The organism is Limnoglobus sp. (assembly GCF_059499385.1).
Genome location: NZ_JCABYM010000101.1, coordinates 16,638 through 31,411 on the forward strand (window position 1 = coordinate 16,638; position 14,774 = coordinate 31,411).

At 68.3% G+C, this 14,774-nt stretch carries 13 protein-coding genes; 9 read left to right on the forward strand and 4 right to left on the reverse strand.

Features of this window, described 5'->3' with window-relative positions:
- Window positions 1–46: 46 nt before the first annotated feature.
- The gene (locus tag AC5JJ2_RS17675; RefSeq protein WP_495859342.1) at window positions 47–1,504 is read left to right on the forward strand and encodes an alpha/beta hydrolase-fold protein; all 1,458 of its coding nucleotides are present in this window, start codon (window positions 47–49) and stop codon (window positions 1,502–1,504) included.
- A gap of 71 nt (window positions 1,505–1,575) precedes the next feature.
- Here AC5JJ2_RS17675 and AC5JJ2_RS17680 read toward each other — a convergent pair whose 3' ends face one another.
- Complete coding sequence (locus AC5JJ2_RS17680) at window positions 1,576–2,265, reverse strand: hypothetical protein (protein ID WP_495859343.1); 690 nt, start codon at window positions 2,263–2,265, stop codon at window positions 1,576–1,578.
- A 148-nt stretch (window positions 2,266–2,413) separates the two neighbouring features.
- Window positions 2,414–3,193 carry a helix-turn-helix domain-containing protein gene (locus tag AC5JJ2_RS17685; protein ID WP_495859344.1) on the reverse strand — a complete coding sequence of 260 codons (780 nt, stop codon included), beginning with the start codon at window positions 3,191–3,193 and terminating at the stop codon, window positions 2,414–2,416.
- A gap of 215 nt (window positions 3,194–3,408) precedes the next feature.
- Here AC5JJ2_RS17685 and AC5JJ2_RS17690 point away from each other — a divergent pair, with 215 nt between their 5' ends.
- From AC5JJ2_RS17690 to AC5JJ2_RS17705, 4 genes are all read left to right on the forward strand, one after another.
- Window positions 3,409–4,422, forward strand: coding sequence for a DUF1559 domain-containing protein (locus AC5JJ2_RS17690; RefSeq protein WP_495859345.1), 1,014 nt, complete (start codon window positions 3,409–3,411; stop codon window positions 4,420–4,422).
- A 61-nt stretch (window positions 4,423–4,483) separates the two neighbouring features.
- Complete coding sequence (locus AC5JJ2_RS17695; protein WP_495859346.1) at window positions 4,484–4,792, forward strand: hypothetical protein; 309 nt, start codon at window positions 4,484–4,486, stop codon at window positions 4,790–4,792.
- A complete protein-coding gene (locus AC5JJ2_RS17700; RefSeq protein ID WP_495859347.1) occupies window positions 4,780–5,349 on the forward strand; it encodes a hypothetical protein in 570 nt (189 codons plus the stop codon). Before AC5JJ2_RS17695 ends, AC5JJ2_RS17700 begins: the two co-directional genes overlap by 13 nt.
- Before the next feature lie 75 nt (window positions 5,350–5,424).
- Window positions 5,425–8,940, forward strand: a complete 3,516-nt coding sequence (locus AC5JJ2_RS17705; protein ID WP_495859348.1) for a PVC-type heme-binding CxxCH protein — start codon at window positions 5,425–5,427, stop codon at window positions 8,938–8,940.
- A 182-nt stretch (window positions 8,941–9,122) separates the two neighbouring features.
- Here AC5JJ2_RS17705 and AC5JJ2_RS17710 read toward each other — a convergent pair whose 3' ends face one another.
- Window positions 9,123–10,382, reverse strand: coding sequence for a DUF790 family protein (locus AC5JJ2_RS17710; RefSeq protein ID WP_495859349.1), 1,260 nt, complete (start codon window positions 10,380–10,382; stop codon window positions 9,123–9,125).
- 65 nt (window positions 10,383–10,447) lie between these two features.
- Between AC5JJ2_RS17710 and AC5JJ2_RS17715 the strand changes: the two genes are divergently transcribed.
- Both AC5JJ2_RS17715 and AC5JJ2_RS17720 read left to right on the forward strand, forming a co-directional pair.
- Complete coding sequence (locus AC5JJ2_RS17715; protein WP_495859350.1) at window positions 10,448–10,924, forward strand: hypothetical protein; 477 nt, start codon at window positions 10,448–10,450, stop codon at window positions 10,922–10,924.
- Between the two features lie 5 nt (window positions 10,925–10,929).
- Entirely contained in the window at window positions 10,930–11,169 is a 240-nt protein-coding gene (locus AC5JJ2_RS17720) for a hypothetical protein (protein WP_495859351.1), read from the forward strand.
- An 8-nt stretch (window positions 11,170–11,177) separates the two neighbouring features.
- Here the strand turns inward: AC5JJ2_RS17720 and AC5JJ2_RS17725 are convergent, their stop codons facing one another.
- Entirely contained in the window at window positions 11,178–11,930 is a 753-nt protein-coding gene (locus AC5JJ2_RS17725; protein WP_495859352.1) for a hypothetical protein, read from the reverse strand.
- Window positions 11,931–12,013: 83 nt separating this feature from the next.
- Here AC5JJ2_RS17725 and AC5JJ2_RS17730 point away from each other — a divergent pair, with 83 nt between their 5' ends.
- Window positions 12,014–13,411 (forward strand): HAMP domain-containing sensor histidine kinase, encoded by a 1,398-nt coding sequence (locus AC5JJ2_RS17730; RefSeq protein WP_495859353.1) that lies wholly within the window; start codon window positions 12,014–12,016, stop codon window positions 13,409–13,411.
- Between the two features lie 117 nt (window positions 13,412–13,528).
- A complete protein-coding gene (locus tag AC5JJ2_RS17735) occupies window positions 13,529–14,650 on the forward strand; it encodes a prenyltransferase/squalene oxidase repeat-containing protein (RefSeq protein ID WP_495859354.1) in 1,122 nt (373 codons plus the stop codon).
- Window positions 14,651–14,774: the final 124 nt, after the last annotated feature.

A 14,774-nucleotide genomic window follows, 5' to 3' on the forward strand; every position in this document is an offset into this window, starting at 1 on the left:
CGTATCTTGACTTCACCTCTCGATTCTCACCCACCCGGTCGCCATCATGATTCGCATCCTCGCGCTCCTCGCGGCCGTCGTCGCCGCGCCCGTCGCTTCGGCGGCGGGGATTCGGTTTGAAGTCTCCATCGACCCGAAGCTCGCGCCGGCCGCGGGCGGCCGGCTGCTCGTCGGCGTCGGGCCGAAGGGCCGGCCGCCGGCCTTCACCTCGTCCGACCCGTTCGCCCTGCCCGTCCTCGGCGTGGACGTGCCGACGTTCGCCGCCGACACCACGGTGACGGTCGATACTACCGCGCTTACGTTCCCGGCCGAGGCGCTCAAGAAACTGCCGAAGGGGGAGTACATGGTGCAGGCCGTGCTCGCCACCAACCGCGACCTGTGCCTGCCGAAGGCCCCCGGCAACTTGATGAGCGAGCCGGCGACCGCGACCCTCGACCCGGCCGCCTCGTCGCCGGTCAAGCTGCGGCTCACGAAGGTGATCGCGGAGGACGTGCCCGCCAACACCGCCACGCACAAGTTCCTGCGGCTGCCGTCGAAGCAGCTCTCCGACTTCCACAAGCGGCCGATGGTCTACAGGCTCGCCGTCGTGCTGCCGCCGGACTTCGAGAGGGAGGATAAGAAGTATCCGCTCGTCGTCCGGATCGGCGGGTTCGGCACGCGGTACACGTCCGCCCGCCGGATCGTGCCCGACCCGCGGTTCGTGCAAATCCTGCTCGACGGGGCCGGGCCGTTCGGCGACCCGTACCAGGTGAACTCCGCGAACAACGGCCCCTACGGCGACGCCCTCACGCAAGAGGTCATCCCGCACGTCGAGAAGGCGTACCGGTGCGTCGGCACGCCGAAGGCCCGGTTCCTCACCGGCGGCTCGACCGGCGGGTGGGTGTCGCTGGCGCTGCAACTCTTCTACCCCGATTACTTCAACGGCTGCTGGGCACAGTGCCCGGACGGGGTGGACTTCCGCGCCTTCGAGCTGATCGACATCTACCAGGACGCGAACGCCTACGTGAACCGGTTCGGGTTCGAGCGGCCGGCGAAGCGGACGCTCGACGGCGACACGGCGTATTCCGTCCGGCACGAGTGCCACCTGGAGCGGGTCCTCGGCCGCGGCGGGCGGTGGGAACTCGGCGGCCTCGACTGGGCGAGCTGGAACGCGACCTACGGCCCGCGCGGCGAGGACGGGCTGCCGAAGCCACTCTGGGACGGCGCGACCGGCGCGATCGACCGCTCGGTCGTCGCCCACTGGGAGAAGTACGACCTGCGGAAGGTGCTCGAAACGAACTGGCCGACGCTCGGCCCGAAGCTGGCCGGCGGCAAGGTCCGCGTCTGGGTCGGCGACGCGGACGACTACTTCCTGAACAACGCCGTCCACCGGCTGAAGGCGGCGACGGCGAAGCTGGCGAACCCGCCGTTCGACGGCGTCATCGAGATCGAGATGCGGAAGGGCCACACCTCGGGCTGGAGCGGGAAGCGGGTGTTGGACGAGATGATGGAGCGGGCGAAGTGACTATATAGCCGCCGGCTTGCGGGCGGGGTTTCGGGGGTCGCAAAAACCCCGCCGGCAAGCCGGCGGCTATATTACCACGCCAGCGGGATGAGCATCGGCCGCGGCACGACGGTCCCGACGATGCGGCCGTGGCGGTTCAAGAGGTCCGTCGTGCGGAACCGGAACGGCTCGTACACCTCCGGCCGCGGGTGGTCCGCCAGGTAGACGCGGACCAGCTTCAACATGTTCTCGTCGTACTGCTGCTTCGACCGCGAATGCACCTCGCACCGGCCGGGCAGCCGCCGGATGTCGCCGTCGAACGCCGGGCTGACGTGGAACAGCTCGTGGAAGACCGTCGTCAGCTTCTCTTCGAACGTCTGGTCCAGGAACCGCGGCAGGCAGAACGTCACGACGTAGAGCATCTCGCGGCCGTCCACGTAGTACCGCTGCGTGCCGTACAGGACGCCCCGCATCCGGCGGGTGAGCGCCCCCTGCTTGTACCGCATCGGCGTGACGCGGGCCATCAGCCCGAACCGGCTGCGGGTGCGGCACGGCGTGAAGCTGACGAGCATCCGGGAAAGGTCGAGCGGGGCGAACGTCGGGACGCGGAGGATGATGTCTTCGCAGAGGACGCGCATCGCGGCGGTGAAGTCGAACGGCGTCGCCGCGGTCGGGGCGGCCTTGCCGACGATCGCGCCGACCGGCAGCGGCCGGGCCGCGTCCCACCGGCGTTCGAGCGGCCACCGGGAGCGGGGCGGGGTCGGGGCGAGCGTGCCGGTCATCCGGGGTCCTTCGTGGCGGGCGGGAAGTTTCAATCGTAGAAGACGGGCCGCGGGCGGTCAACGAGCTTGACGGCGAACGGCACGGCGTGAGCGTGCCGGTGTCACCCCGGTGGCCGCCACCGGCACGCTCACGCCGTGCCGTTCGCCTTTAGGTCCCCGCCGGCGTGTACATCGCCACGTGGCGGTTGCGGTACTCCTTCGGCGTCATCCCGGTCGCCTTGCGGAACGTGTGGCTGAACGCGCACGAGTCGCAGAACCCGTACCGCATGGCGATGTCCGTCACCGTCCGGCCGGTGTGCGTCAGCTCGCGGGCGGCGGCGTGGACGCGGGACTCGATCACGAACCGCCGCACGGTCATCCCGAACACCTTGTGGAACAGCCGCTCCAGTTGCCGCTCCGAGTACCCGACGGCTTCCGCGATGTCCGCCAGCCGCAGCGGCTCGGCCAGCCGGTCGCGGATGTAGTCGGCCGCCGCCGCCACCGGCTCCAGGTGGACGAGGTGCTGCCGCCGGGCCTGGAAGCTCTGGAGCGTCCCGATCAGCCCGACGACCGTGCCCCGGTGGTCGCGGACCGGGTACTTGTCCGTCACCAGCCAGTCGCGGAGCCGCTGGTCGTTGATCCCGACCTCGATCATGTTCACGAGCGGCTGCCCGGTCTGGAACACCAGCCGGTCGTCCGCCAGGTACTTGTCCGCCAGGTCGCACGGCAGGTAGTCGTGCGGCCGCAGGCCGATCACGTCCTCCTCCGTCGTCCCGCCCATCCGCCGGATCGAGCCGGGACTGACCACGACCATCCGGCTGTCCGTGTCCTTGACGAAGTACGCCAGCCCGACGACGCGGTCGAACGGCCGGAGCAGGTCGCGAACGTCCGGCCGCAACCGGAGGAACGCGTCGCGGGCGTGCAACCGGCCGGCGGCTGTCGGGACCATGTCTCGATTCCACAACGCGAAATGGTTAACATCCGGAAACAGAAGTCGGGCCGGACGTTGAGTAGGAAAATCGTCAGATGTCCCGATTTTACAAGAACACGTCCGGCCGATCCTAGCGGAAAGCGCCGCCCGCGGATTAAAACGGGTTCATCAGTCGTCCGACCCGGTCCGGGTCATTCCGTTCGCGTTTCATTTTCTCGTTCGAGGTCTCTCTCATGTCATCCCACGTCGGGAACCGGGGGCGGTCGCGCCTCGGGTTCACCCTGATCGAGCTGCTGGTCGTGATCGCGATCATCGCGATCCTCATCGGCCTCTTGCTGCCGGCCGTCCAGAAGGTCCGCGAGGCGGCGGCGCGGGCCAGCTGCCAGAACAACCTGAAGCAGATCGCGCTGTCCGTCCACAACTACCACGACTCGGTCGGCACGCTCCCCCCGGTCCGGGTGACGAACCGGGCGGTGACGTGGTTCGTGCTCATCATGCCGTACATGGAGCAGGACAACCTCCGCCGGCTGTGGACGCCGACGGCCACGTACACGGACGCGGTGAACGCCGCCGGCCGGACGACGAGCGTGAAGACGTTCTTCTGCCCGAGCCGCCGGTCGGCCGCGGACGGCACGCTCAGCGAGTCGATCCAGGTCTACCCGGCGGACAGCAGCCCGCCGCCGACGTTCACCCCGACCGGCGCGCTGGACGCCCGGTTCGGCCCGGCGAACAGCCCGCCCGGCGCGCTGGGCGACTACGCGGGGTGCGTCGGCTCGGTGAACGGCTACCCCGGCAACCCGACCCGGATCGACTGGGCCAGCATCCGGGCGAACGGCATGCTCATCCAGGGCGAGAACCCGGTCGGCACGTCGTTCAAGGGGCTGACGAACTTCGCGAGCGTCACGGACGGCTTGAGCAACACGTTCCTGGCCGGGGAGAAGCACGTCCCGCAGGGGATGTTCGGCCGGCTGAAGGTCGGCGACGGGTCGATCTACAACGGCATCTGGACGACGTACTCCGGCCGGGTCGCCGGGCCGGAGGACCCGTTGGCGAAGGGGCCGACGGACGTGTCCCCGAGTACGACGGCGGACGCGTTCTACGCCCGGAAGTTCGGCAGCTGGCACACCGGCGTCTGCCAGTTCGCGCTCGGCGACGGGAGCGTGAGGATCGTGCGGACGACGATCGACCCGGTGAACCTCCGCCGGTTCGCGGTCCGCAACGACGGCGAGGTGGCGGTGAACGATTGACCGACCGGCGGGTTCCGTGCGGAGGCCGACGGTGGTAGAATCTCCGGCAGGAGGTTCACCCATGAGCGCGAGCAGTGCCGCCCCGAACCCGCCGGCCGTTGAGGTCGAATCGTTGGATTTGACCGAAGAAGGCCGCCGCACGCTGGCGGACGTGGCCTGGATGCATGAGGAACTGCGGCTCGGCCGTTTCGCCGGGTACGCCGACGAGTACGTCGGCGTGTTCGAGAAGCAGGTCGTCGGGCACAACGCCAGCCTCCGGCAGCTGCGGGCGGACGTGGAGCGGGACCGCGGCATCGGCCCGGCCCGGCTCGCGACGACGTTCGTTCCCGGGCCGAAAGGAATTGGCGGGGGGGGCGCGTGGCCCGCATAGCCCTCGACACGGTCCCCGCGTTCCCCGTCCACTATCAACACCCGAGCGACCGGCCGGGAACCTTCACGACCGTCCCCACGTACCACGTCACGATCCCGCTCTACGTCGCGCCCCGCGCCGCCCCCGACGGGTGGCGGCCGACCGGCACCGTCGATCAGGACCGACGGTTCGACGCCGTCCTCGACACCGGCACGCCGTTGACCGTCATCCCGCCGGACTTCTGGGAAGCATGGGCCACGGACGCGGACGTGCTGGCCCAGCCGCCGGACGAGTCCGCCATCCTGATCGCCGGCGGGCCACAGCCCGGTCGGCTGGCCAGGGTTCGGCTCGGGGCGGTGGACGACGAGGGGCATTGGCTGCCCGCCGAGTGGACGCTCGCGATCCTGTTGGACGGCCGGGGCGAGAATGCCTTGCGGGTTCCCCTCGTCGGGCTGCACTCGCACTTCTTCACCCGCCGGCGTCGCCTCGGCCACGTCGGATTCGAGCAGGACGACCGGTCCGCTGCCGTACCCCGGTGGTGCCTCGAAGACCGACCCCGCCTCCTGCCCTGGTCGTGACTTTCGCCCGGCCCCGGTTTTCTTTACACTGTCACCAGACCGGACCCGCCGTCCTCCCCCGATTCGGAGCCTGGAATGCTTCGCACCTCCCTGGCCGCGTGCCTCGCGGCCGCGCTGCTTGCTTCGCCCGCGCTGGCCCAGCTGCCGCCGGACAAGGCGCTCGCCACCATGACCGCCGGCGACGGCCTGCAGGTCGAACTCTTCGCCGCCGAGCCGATGCTCGTCAACCCCACGGCCATCGACGTGGACCACAAGGGCCGCGTCTGGGTCGCCGAGGCCGTCAACTACCGCCGCAAGAACTTCAACCGGCCGATCCTCCGCCCCGAGGGGGACCGCGTCGTCGTCCTCACGGACAAGGACGGCGACGGCAAGGCCGACGACTCGACCGTCTTCTTCCAGGGCAAGGAACTGTACGGCCCGCTCAGCGTCCTCGTGCTGCCGCAGGCGGACGGGAACGCGCTGCGCGTCCTCGTCGCGCAGTCGCCGGACATCCTCGAGTTCTGGGACAAGGACGGCGACTTGAAGGCGGACGGCCCGCCGACGAAGTTCCTCACCGGGTTCGGCGGGTTCGACCACGACCACGGCGTCCACGGCCTGACCGTCGGGCCGGACGGCAAGCTCTACTTCACCGTCGGCGACTCCGGCGTTACCGGCCTCCAGTCGAGGGACGGCAGGGGGCCGAAGTTCGTCAGCAACACCACGACGATCCAAAAGGGCACGGTCTGGCGGTGCGGCCTGGACGGGAACGGCGTGGAGCTGATCGCGCACAACTTCCGCAACAACTACGAGGCGTGCGTGGACAGCTTCGGCGAGATCTGGCTGTCCGACAACGACGACGACGGCAACCAGCAGACCCGCATCTGCTTCGTGATGCCCGGCGGCAACTACGGGTACGGCCCCCGCGGCCCCGGCCAGTCGCACTGGCACGAGGAGCAGCCGGGCGTCGTCCACAAGACGCTCCGCACCGGGTTCGGCAGCCCGACCGGCATCTGCTTCTACGAGGGGACGCTCTTGCCGAAGCGGTACCAGGGCGACCTGATCCACGCCGACGCCGGGCCGCGGGAAATCCGGTACTTCAAGCGGACGCCGAAGGGGGCGGGGTACGAGCTGGAAAAGATCAACATGCTGACGAGCACGGACAACTGGTTCCGGCCGAGCGACGTGTGCGTGGCCCCGGACGGCAGCGTGTTCGTGAGCGACTGGTACGACCCCGGCGTCGGCGGCCACGGCATGGGCGACTGGACCCGCGGCCGCATCTACCGGCTCACCCCGAAGGGGCACACGGGGTACAAGGTTCCGGAGGTGAAATTGGACTCGAAGGCGGAGAAGCTAGCGGCCCTGGCTTCACCGTCTTTAGCAGTTCAGCACAAGGCGTTTCAAGTGCTTAACGAGATGCCCGGGGGCGAAGCTATCAAAGTCGTGTTGGATGGCGTTTCCGGGTCGGAGTCGCTTCAGGCACGCAGTTTTAGGCAGATGTTTCTCATCATGCGACGAAGCCCGCCCGACATCCTGTCTAGGGATGCCCAAAAAGTGCTGGGCGATTGGCAGAATCGCATAGGCAAGTCGGGAAAATTCCTCGCGATGTTGGTGAGATGTTCCAAGGAGTATGGGCTTCGACAGCCAGGCGCAAAAGATTCATCCCTTGAGGAACACGAGATACCGGCCAGTCGTGAACTGTTGCTTGCAGTGCGAGACGTACCGGTTGAACAGGCCAAAGCAGTTGTCGAAAATGTGATGAAGTATTACGACGGCCAGGACCACTTCTACCGCGCCGCGCTCAACATCGCGTGCGGCACGGACCCGGCGCGGCGGGACAAGATCCTCGCCGACTTCGAGAAGCACTTCCCGGAGTGGAACGACAAGGTCGCGGACCTCGTGTGGGAGCTGCGGCCGAAGTCGATGCTGCCGAAGATGGAGAAGCTGCTCGGCGACGCCAAGCTGACGGCGGCGCAGAAGGCCCGCATCGTGGACATCCTCGCGGCCAACGACGACGTGACGGCCGGCAAGACGATGCTCACCCTCCTCAAGGGCGACGCCCCGGCCGAGGTGAAGGCGAAGGCCGTCGAGAACCTCAAGCTGTTCCTGCCGACGAAGTGGGCCGGCCTCAAGCGGTCCGACGACCTCCGCACGGCGATCTCCGAGCAACTGAAGGGCAAGGCCGCGATCTTCGGCCTCTGGCTGGCGGCGGCCGCGCCGGAGGCGTGCAAGGTCGAGGACGTGCAGGCCGTGGCGACGGACGCCGAGCGCCACCCGGAGGTCCGCCGCGAGGCGGTGCTGACGTGCGGGAAGATTCGCGACGTGAAGATGACGAAGTTCCTCGTCACGCTGACGGCCGACAAGGACCTCGGCCCGGCCGCCGTGACCGCCATCGGCACGCAACTCGGCGGGCAGGGGATCGACGCCGTGGGCAAGGCCGCGCTCGACGCGCTGGAAGGGATCGTCACCGGCGACTCGTCGGCGGCGCTGAAGGCGGCGGCCGTCGAATCGCTCGCCGGCTCGCGGACCGGGACCGGCTGGCTGTTGAAGCTCAAGGAGTCCGGCAAGTTCCCCGAACCCCTCGCCGCCGCGGCCGGGCGGTTGTTGCGGAACAGCCCGTTCCAGGGCGAGCGGAACAAGGCGATGATCCTCTTCCCGGCCCCCGGCAAGCTCGACCCGAAGAAGCTCCCGCCGGCGAGCGAACTCGCGAAGCGCGTCGGCAACGCCGAGAACGGCAAGTCGATCCTAGCGAAGAGCGTCACCAGCGAAGTGCAGTGCCTGAAGTGCCACATGGTCCGCGGGACCGGCGGGCAGATCGGCCCGGACCTGAGCATGATCGGCAAGAAGGCGAGCAAGGAGAACCTGTACGACTCCTTGCTCACGCCGTCGAAGGCGATCGCCGACCAGTACGTGAGCTGGAAGCTCGACACCGACGACGGCCAGAGCATCACCGGCCTCGTCGTCGGCGAGACGGAGACGACGGTGACGGTCCGCGACGCGAACGGCAAGGACTACAACTTCCCGGCGAAGGGGACGGAGCGGAAGAAGTCGTTGCAGTCGATCATGCCCGAAGGGCTGATCGCGACGCTGACCGAGGACGAGTTGGTTGACCTCGTCGAGTACCTGACGAAGCTGCAAACGCCGTCGCTGACTCCCGATTCGTGGATGGTAGTCGGCCCGTTCGCGTCGCCGGGCGGCAACGACGGGTTGGACAAGGCATTCGGCCCGGAGAAGGGCGCGTTCGACCCGGCCGCGAAGTTCGACGGCAAGGCGTGGGCGCTGGTCCGGCCCGGCGCGAACGGGTACGTGGACCTGGCGAAGCTGCACGGCAACGCGGCCGCGAACAGCGTGTCGTTCGCGTACCGCGACGTCGAGTCGCCGGAGGACGTGGAGGCGACGGTCCTGCTCGGCACGGACGACGGCGCGACCCTCTTCGTCAACGGCGAGCCGTCGTTCACGCACAAGGCGACGCGGGCCGCGGCCCCGGAGCAGAACGCGGTGAAGGTGAAGCTCAAGAAGGGCAAGAACGCGGTGCTGCTCAAGATCGCGAACGGCAACAACCCGCACGGGTTCTACCTGACGATCGAGGGCATCCCGGAGGCGGTGAAGAAATGAGTACGACCGAATAGTGGAAAACCCAGACTTCCGAAGTCCGGCTTCGACTTCGGAAGTCGATCCCGCGCCGGGGCGTTCGCGGTGTCGGCAACCGCCTCTCACCCAATTCCACTACCTAAGTCGAAGCCGGACTTCGGAAGTCTGGTCCCCGCGCTTCCCTCCACAAAGCTTCCGGGTCGCGGCTAAACGTCGTCCTTCCTTTTTCGCGATTGTTTGCGCGGCGCGTTCTCCTCCACGATCGAGGCGGCCGCCTTTCGCACTTCCTCCGCGGACGGCGTCCGCTTGTACCGCACCACCTCCGGGCCGAACGCCGCGTCGTCCGCCTCGTCCGCCCGCATCGCCTCGGACACGACCAGCACGAACTGCCCCGGTACGTGCTTCTTCAGCCGCTTGTAGTGCTCCTCCACGGCCGCCTTCCGCCAGAACCCGAACAGCTCGACGAACACCTCCTGCCCGGTCTTCGTGTACGTCAGCTTGAAGTCCGGGACCCACACGCCGTCGCTCCCCAGCGGGATCGGGTTCGGCTCGTCCGCGAGCAGCCAGTCCTCGGCCGTCGCCCGGAAGTTCTCGGCGAACACCGCGACCTCCGGCGGGGTGTACGTCCCGAAGTCTGGGGCGTGCGACCGCAGCCCGTCGGTGGCGCTCAGCGCGAACAGCTTCGGCTTCTTCTGCGCCCCCCACAGCACGTCCGCCTGCAGGTCGAACGCCCGGCAGTGCAACAGCGTCGGCAGGAACAGCGCGAGTTGCAGCCCGTACTTCTGCGTGGACGAGAACAGCGACAGCGGCCCGTCGAGCTTGATCGTGTAGCTGGCGTTCGGGGCCTGTTGGATGGTGCAAATGAGCCGGTGGAACTTGATCGCGCGGAACAGTTGCCGGAACCGCGCCGCCGTCTCGCCCCAGACGCGGACCTCCATCCCGGTGGACCGCAGCAGCATGGCCTGCGCGAGCGCCACGTTGTACCGGTGCAGCAACTGCTCGGCGGTGATGTCGGCGAACTTCAGCACCCGCTGCTCGTCCGCCAGGTCCGCGAAGAGCGCCAACTCGATCTGCTCGACCGACTGGTTCAGCTCCTCCGCCGCCTGCGAAATGACGGCGGTGCGGTCGAACGCCACACCGGTCTTCGCCGCGAGCTGCCGGTGGACGGCCGCGAGGCGGAACGCCGCCTCCCGCACGTCCGGCGGCGGCAGCTCGGACGCGACCTCGAACTCGCACCGGTCCGCGAGCAGCTTCGCCAGCCCCTGGTGGACGAGCTGCGTCGGGCCGGAGCTAATGTAGTTGGCCAGCTCCTCTTCGATCTCGCCGCGGGTGTGGCCGGGGGCGTCGCGGTAGACGAACAGGAGTTGTTCCGCGACGGCCCGCCAGTGGTCGTCGTGCGGGTTGAGGTACATCGGCACGAGCTTGTTCCGGGCGTGCCGGACGCGGACGAGTTTGCCGGTGAGCATGGGGGTATGGTATCACCCGGCCGCGACGGTATGATTCAAGTGCGTCCGCGGCCGAGAGGTGTCCGATGTCCCCGCACGAACTTCAGCAGAGGATGGAAGACCTGTTCAACCGCGAGGGGGCCATGATCCCGGTCGTCCTGGAGCGGGCGACCGGCGAGCGGGTCATCCTCGACAAGATCGAGCAGGCCGACTTCGGGCCGACGGAACTCGTCGTCCGGCGGCGGACGACGAGCCGCGTCGAGCGGCTGAAGTATTCCGAGATCGCGAAGGTGTACGGCCTGGAAGAGTTGCCGCCGCCGCCCGGCGCGATGGGGTACGCCGAGTTCCACGAAACGCTGCCGCGGTTCAAGCACCGCGAACCGTTTCGGCCGTTCGTGATCGAGCTGACGAACGGCGAGTCGATCCCGATCCTCGTCCCGACCGGCATCGCGATGGCCGGGCGGTTCGCCTCGATCTACCCGAAGGACCAACCCCGCATCCTCATCACTTACGACCAAGTTGCACGAATCGCCGACGTGGAACTCGTCGCGGCCGCGGGGTAGTCGTCATGCGTCGCGACACGTTCGAGGCGGCCCTCCGGCAAATGTGCCACCGCGTTCCGTTCCAACGGTTCACGGTGGAACTCGTCAACTGTGTCCGGCTCATCGGCTATCACCCGGAGGTGTTCGTCCAGGACGGTGACCTGGTCAGCTACACCGACGTAGACGGCGGGGAGCAGCTCTTCGACGCCTCGTGCGTCGCGCGGGTCGCCCCGTTCGTCATCCCGCAGGAACTCCGGTACACGTAGCCGGCCGCTCACCCGTACTTCTTGTGGCACGCCTCGGACGTCATCTTCGCGGCCTTCACCAGCCCGCCGGCCAGCTTCTCCCCGTCCGGGTCCACGTACAGCCGGCCGGAGGTCCCCTTGATCGTCGGGTCGTACCCGGTCACGTGGACGTTGAAGATGTACGCCGTCTCGGACGCCGCCTTGAACCAGTGGACGTTGTCCTTGTGGTCCGAGATCGTGGACAGCTCCCCGGCCTTGAACGTCCGGTCGATCGTCGGCTTGATGACGTAGTGGTCCTTGAGCGTCTCCACCCGGTCGTAGTGCCGGCCGTGCCACTCGCCCCGCAGGACGATGAACCCGGTACACATGTTGAGGTGGCCGTGCGGCACGACCGACCGGTCCTTCTTGCACCCGAACACCTGCTTGCCGAACGTCAGCTCCGTCGGCAGCCCCTCGACTTTCTTCAAATCGATGCCGGCGCTCAGCGCCCCGTTCGCGGGCAGCTTCTTCTCCTTGACGATGTCGTCGAGCTTGACGAGCTTGACGAGTGATTCGAGGTCCACCCGCTTGTAAAGCTCCTCCATCTTCGTTTGAAATTCGAGGTCCGTCAGCTTCCGGCCGCGGAGGTCTTCCGTCATCGCGACGAGGTCCTTGAGCCACGCGTTGATCGTCGGCTTGACGGACTCGGCGAACAGGTTGCGGCCCCAGGCCATCTCGATGAACCCGAAGGCGACGAGGGAGCCGAGGGCGGTGTGCGCGAACTGGCGGCGGTCGGGACTCATGACGAACTCCGGGGATGGGATGACACGAGCGTACCCGGCCGGCCGGGCGAAGTCCAGTTCGTAAGAAGTACCGCGAGGCCCCCATGTTCTGGCGACTCTTCGTCACGTACCTCGCGCTCGTCGTCACCGCCGTCGGGCTGGTCGGCGTCATCGTGCTCCGCCGGACGGACGGGCACGCCCTCTTCTACGAACTCTCCCGCGAGGTCGTCACCGCGGCCGCCGGCATCGCGCTGCTGTCCGTGGCCCCGGCGTACCTGCTCGCCCGGCAGTTCACCCGGCCGCTGAACGAACTCGCGGACGGCGCGCGGCGGCTGGCCGACGGCGAGTTCGGGCACAAGCTGCACGCCGTCGAGGGCCGGGAGTTCAACGCCCTCGCCCGGACGTTCAACGACATGAGCTACCAGCTCGCCGTCACGTTCGACCAGCTCGCCCAGGACCGCGAGCAGCTCCGCATCATCCTGTCCGGCATGGTCGAGGGCGTCGTCGCGCTCGACAACGACCAGCGGCTCTTGTTCGCCAACGACCGGGCGGCCGCGCTATTGGAGTTCGACCCGGCCACGGCCGTCGGCCGGAAGCTGTGGGAGGTGAACCGGCAGCGGGCGGTGCAAGAGATCGTGGAGAAGGCGCTCGCCGGCGGGCAGCCGCACCGGGAGGAACTCGACTGGAAGGGGCCGGGGGCGAAGAACCTCGCCGTCTACGTGTCGCGGCTGCCGGGGCCGAACTCGCCGGGCGCGGTCATGGTGCTGCACGACATCACCGAGCTGCGGCGGCTGGAACGGGTGCGGCAGGACTTCGTCGCGAACGTGTCGCACGAGCTGAAGACGCCCCTGGCCGTGATTCAGTCGAACATCGAGGCGCTGCAGGACGGCGCGGTCGAAGACCCGGACGCGCGGGGGCCGTTCCTGGAGCGGGTCAAGCACGAGGCCGACCGGCTGGACGAATTGATCCAAGACCTGCTGCGGCTGGCGAAGATCGAGTCCGGGGCGCAGCCGCTGGAGCTAACGGCCGTGCCGCTGGCCGCGGCCATCGCCGAGTGCCTGGAACGCCAGACGACGCGGGCCGAGGGGAAGTCGATGCAGCTGATCGAGGTCCCGCCGAAGGGGGCGGCGGGGGTCGCGGCTTACGCCGACGCGGACGCCGTCGGGCACATCCTGGACAACCTGGTGGACAACGCGATCAAGTACACGCCGAACGGCGGAACGATCACGGTCCGGTGGGCGGCGACGGACCACCACGTCCAGGTCGAGGTGCAGGACACCGGCATCGGCATCGCGGCGGCCGACCTGCCGCGGGTGTTCGAGCGGTTCTTCCGGGCCGACCGCGCCCGCCACCGGGCCGCCGGCGGGACCGGCCTCGGGCTGGCGATCGTCAAGCACCTCGTCCAGGCGCAGAACGGCCAGGTGACGGTGACGAGCCAACTCGGCCACGGCAGCACCTTCAAGGTCACCCTCCCGCGGGCGAAAGACGTGACCTCCGCGTGACCACCCCTGGTCACCTCCTGACCGGCCGGTGCTGAAAACCGGCTCATCTCCCCGCGGCCGCGGCCGGCACTCGGTTTGCCTGCGTAGCATGGGAGTATCCCACCCCGGAGAGTTCACATGGTCCGACGCCTCGCGTTCCTCCTCCCGTTGCTCGCCGTCGCCGCGTTGCCCGCTTCCGCCCAACAGAGGCCGACGAAGGCCGAGTGGCAGGCCGTCGTCGATAAGGCCACGGCGTTCCTGAAGGCGAACCAGAAGCCGGACGGCAGTTGGGGCACGGCCCCGCAGGGCATGGGCGTCAGCGGCGTCGTCGTCACCGGGCTGTTGCAGAGCGGGCAGTCGCCGGACACGGAGCCGGCGGCGAAGGGGCTGGCGTACATCGAGAGCCTCGTGAACCCGAAGGCCGGGCACATCGCCGGGGCCGACCCGCGGGTCGGGTTGCAGAACTACGTCACCAGCGTGAACGTCATGGCCCTCGCCGCGGCGAAGCGGGACGCGAAGTACAAGCCGGTGATCGGCACGGCGTCCGACTTTCTGAAGAAACTCCAGTGGGACGACGGCGAGGGGAAGACGGAGAAGGACGACTTCTACGGCGGGGCCGGGTACGACAGCAAGAGCCGGCCGGACCTGTCGAACACGCAGTTCTTCCTGGACGCCCTCAAGGCCGCCGGCGCGGGCAAGGACGACCCGGCGATCAAGAAGGCGATGGTGTTCGTCAGCCGGTGCCAGAACCTGAAGACGGAGCACAACGACCAGCCGTGGGCCGGGACGATCAACGACGGCAGCTTCATCTACTCGGCGGCCGGCGGCGGCTCGACGAAGACGAGCGACGAGGCCGGCGCGCCCCTGACCGGGTACGGCAGCATGACCTACGCCGGGATCAAGAGCATGATCTACGCCGGCATCTCGAAGGACGACCCGCGGTTCAAGGCGGCCCTCGGGTGGGCGCGGAAGAACTACACGCTGGACCAGAACCCCGGCATGCCGAAGCAACTGGCGGGGCGGGGGCTGTACTACTACTACACGACGTTCGCGAAGACGATGAGCGTCCTCGGCGAGGAGACGTTCGAGGACGACAAGGGCGGGAAGCACGACTGGAAGGCCGACCTGTTCGCGGCCCTGGCGAAGCGGCAGAAGGCGGACGGCAGTTGGACGAACGACACCGACCGCTGGATGGAGGGCGACCCGAACCTCGTCACCGGGTACGCGCTGATCTGTTTGGGCTACTGCAAGCCGGAGTGAGTAAACTACGTTTGGCGGCGACCGGTATATAGCCGCCGGCATGCCCGCGGCGGTTTTGGGTGGCCAAACCCCGCCCCCCCGCCCCCCGGGATATAAAACCCCTCGGGGCCCCACCAAGCACCCC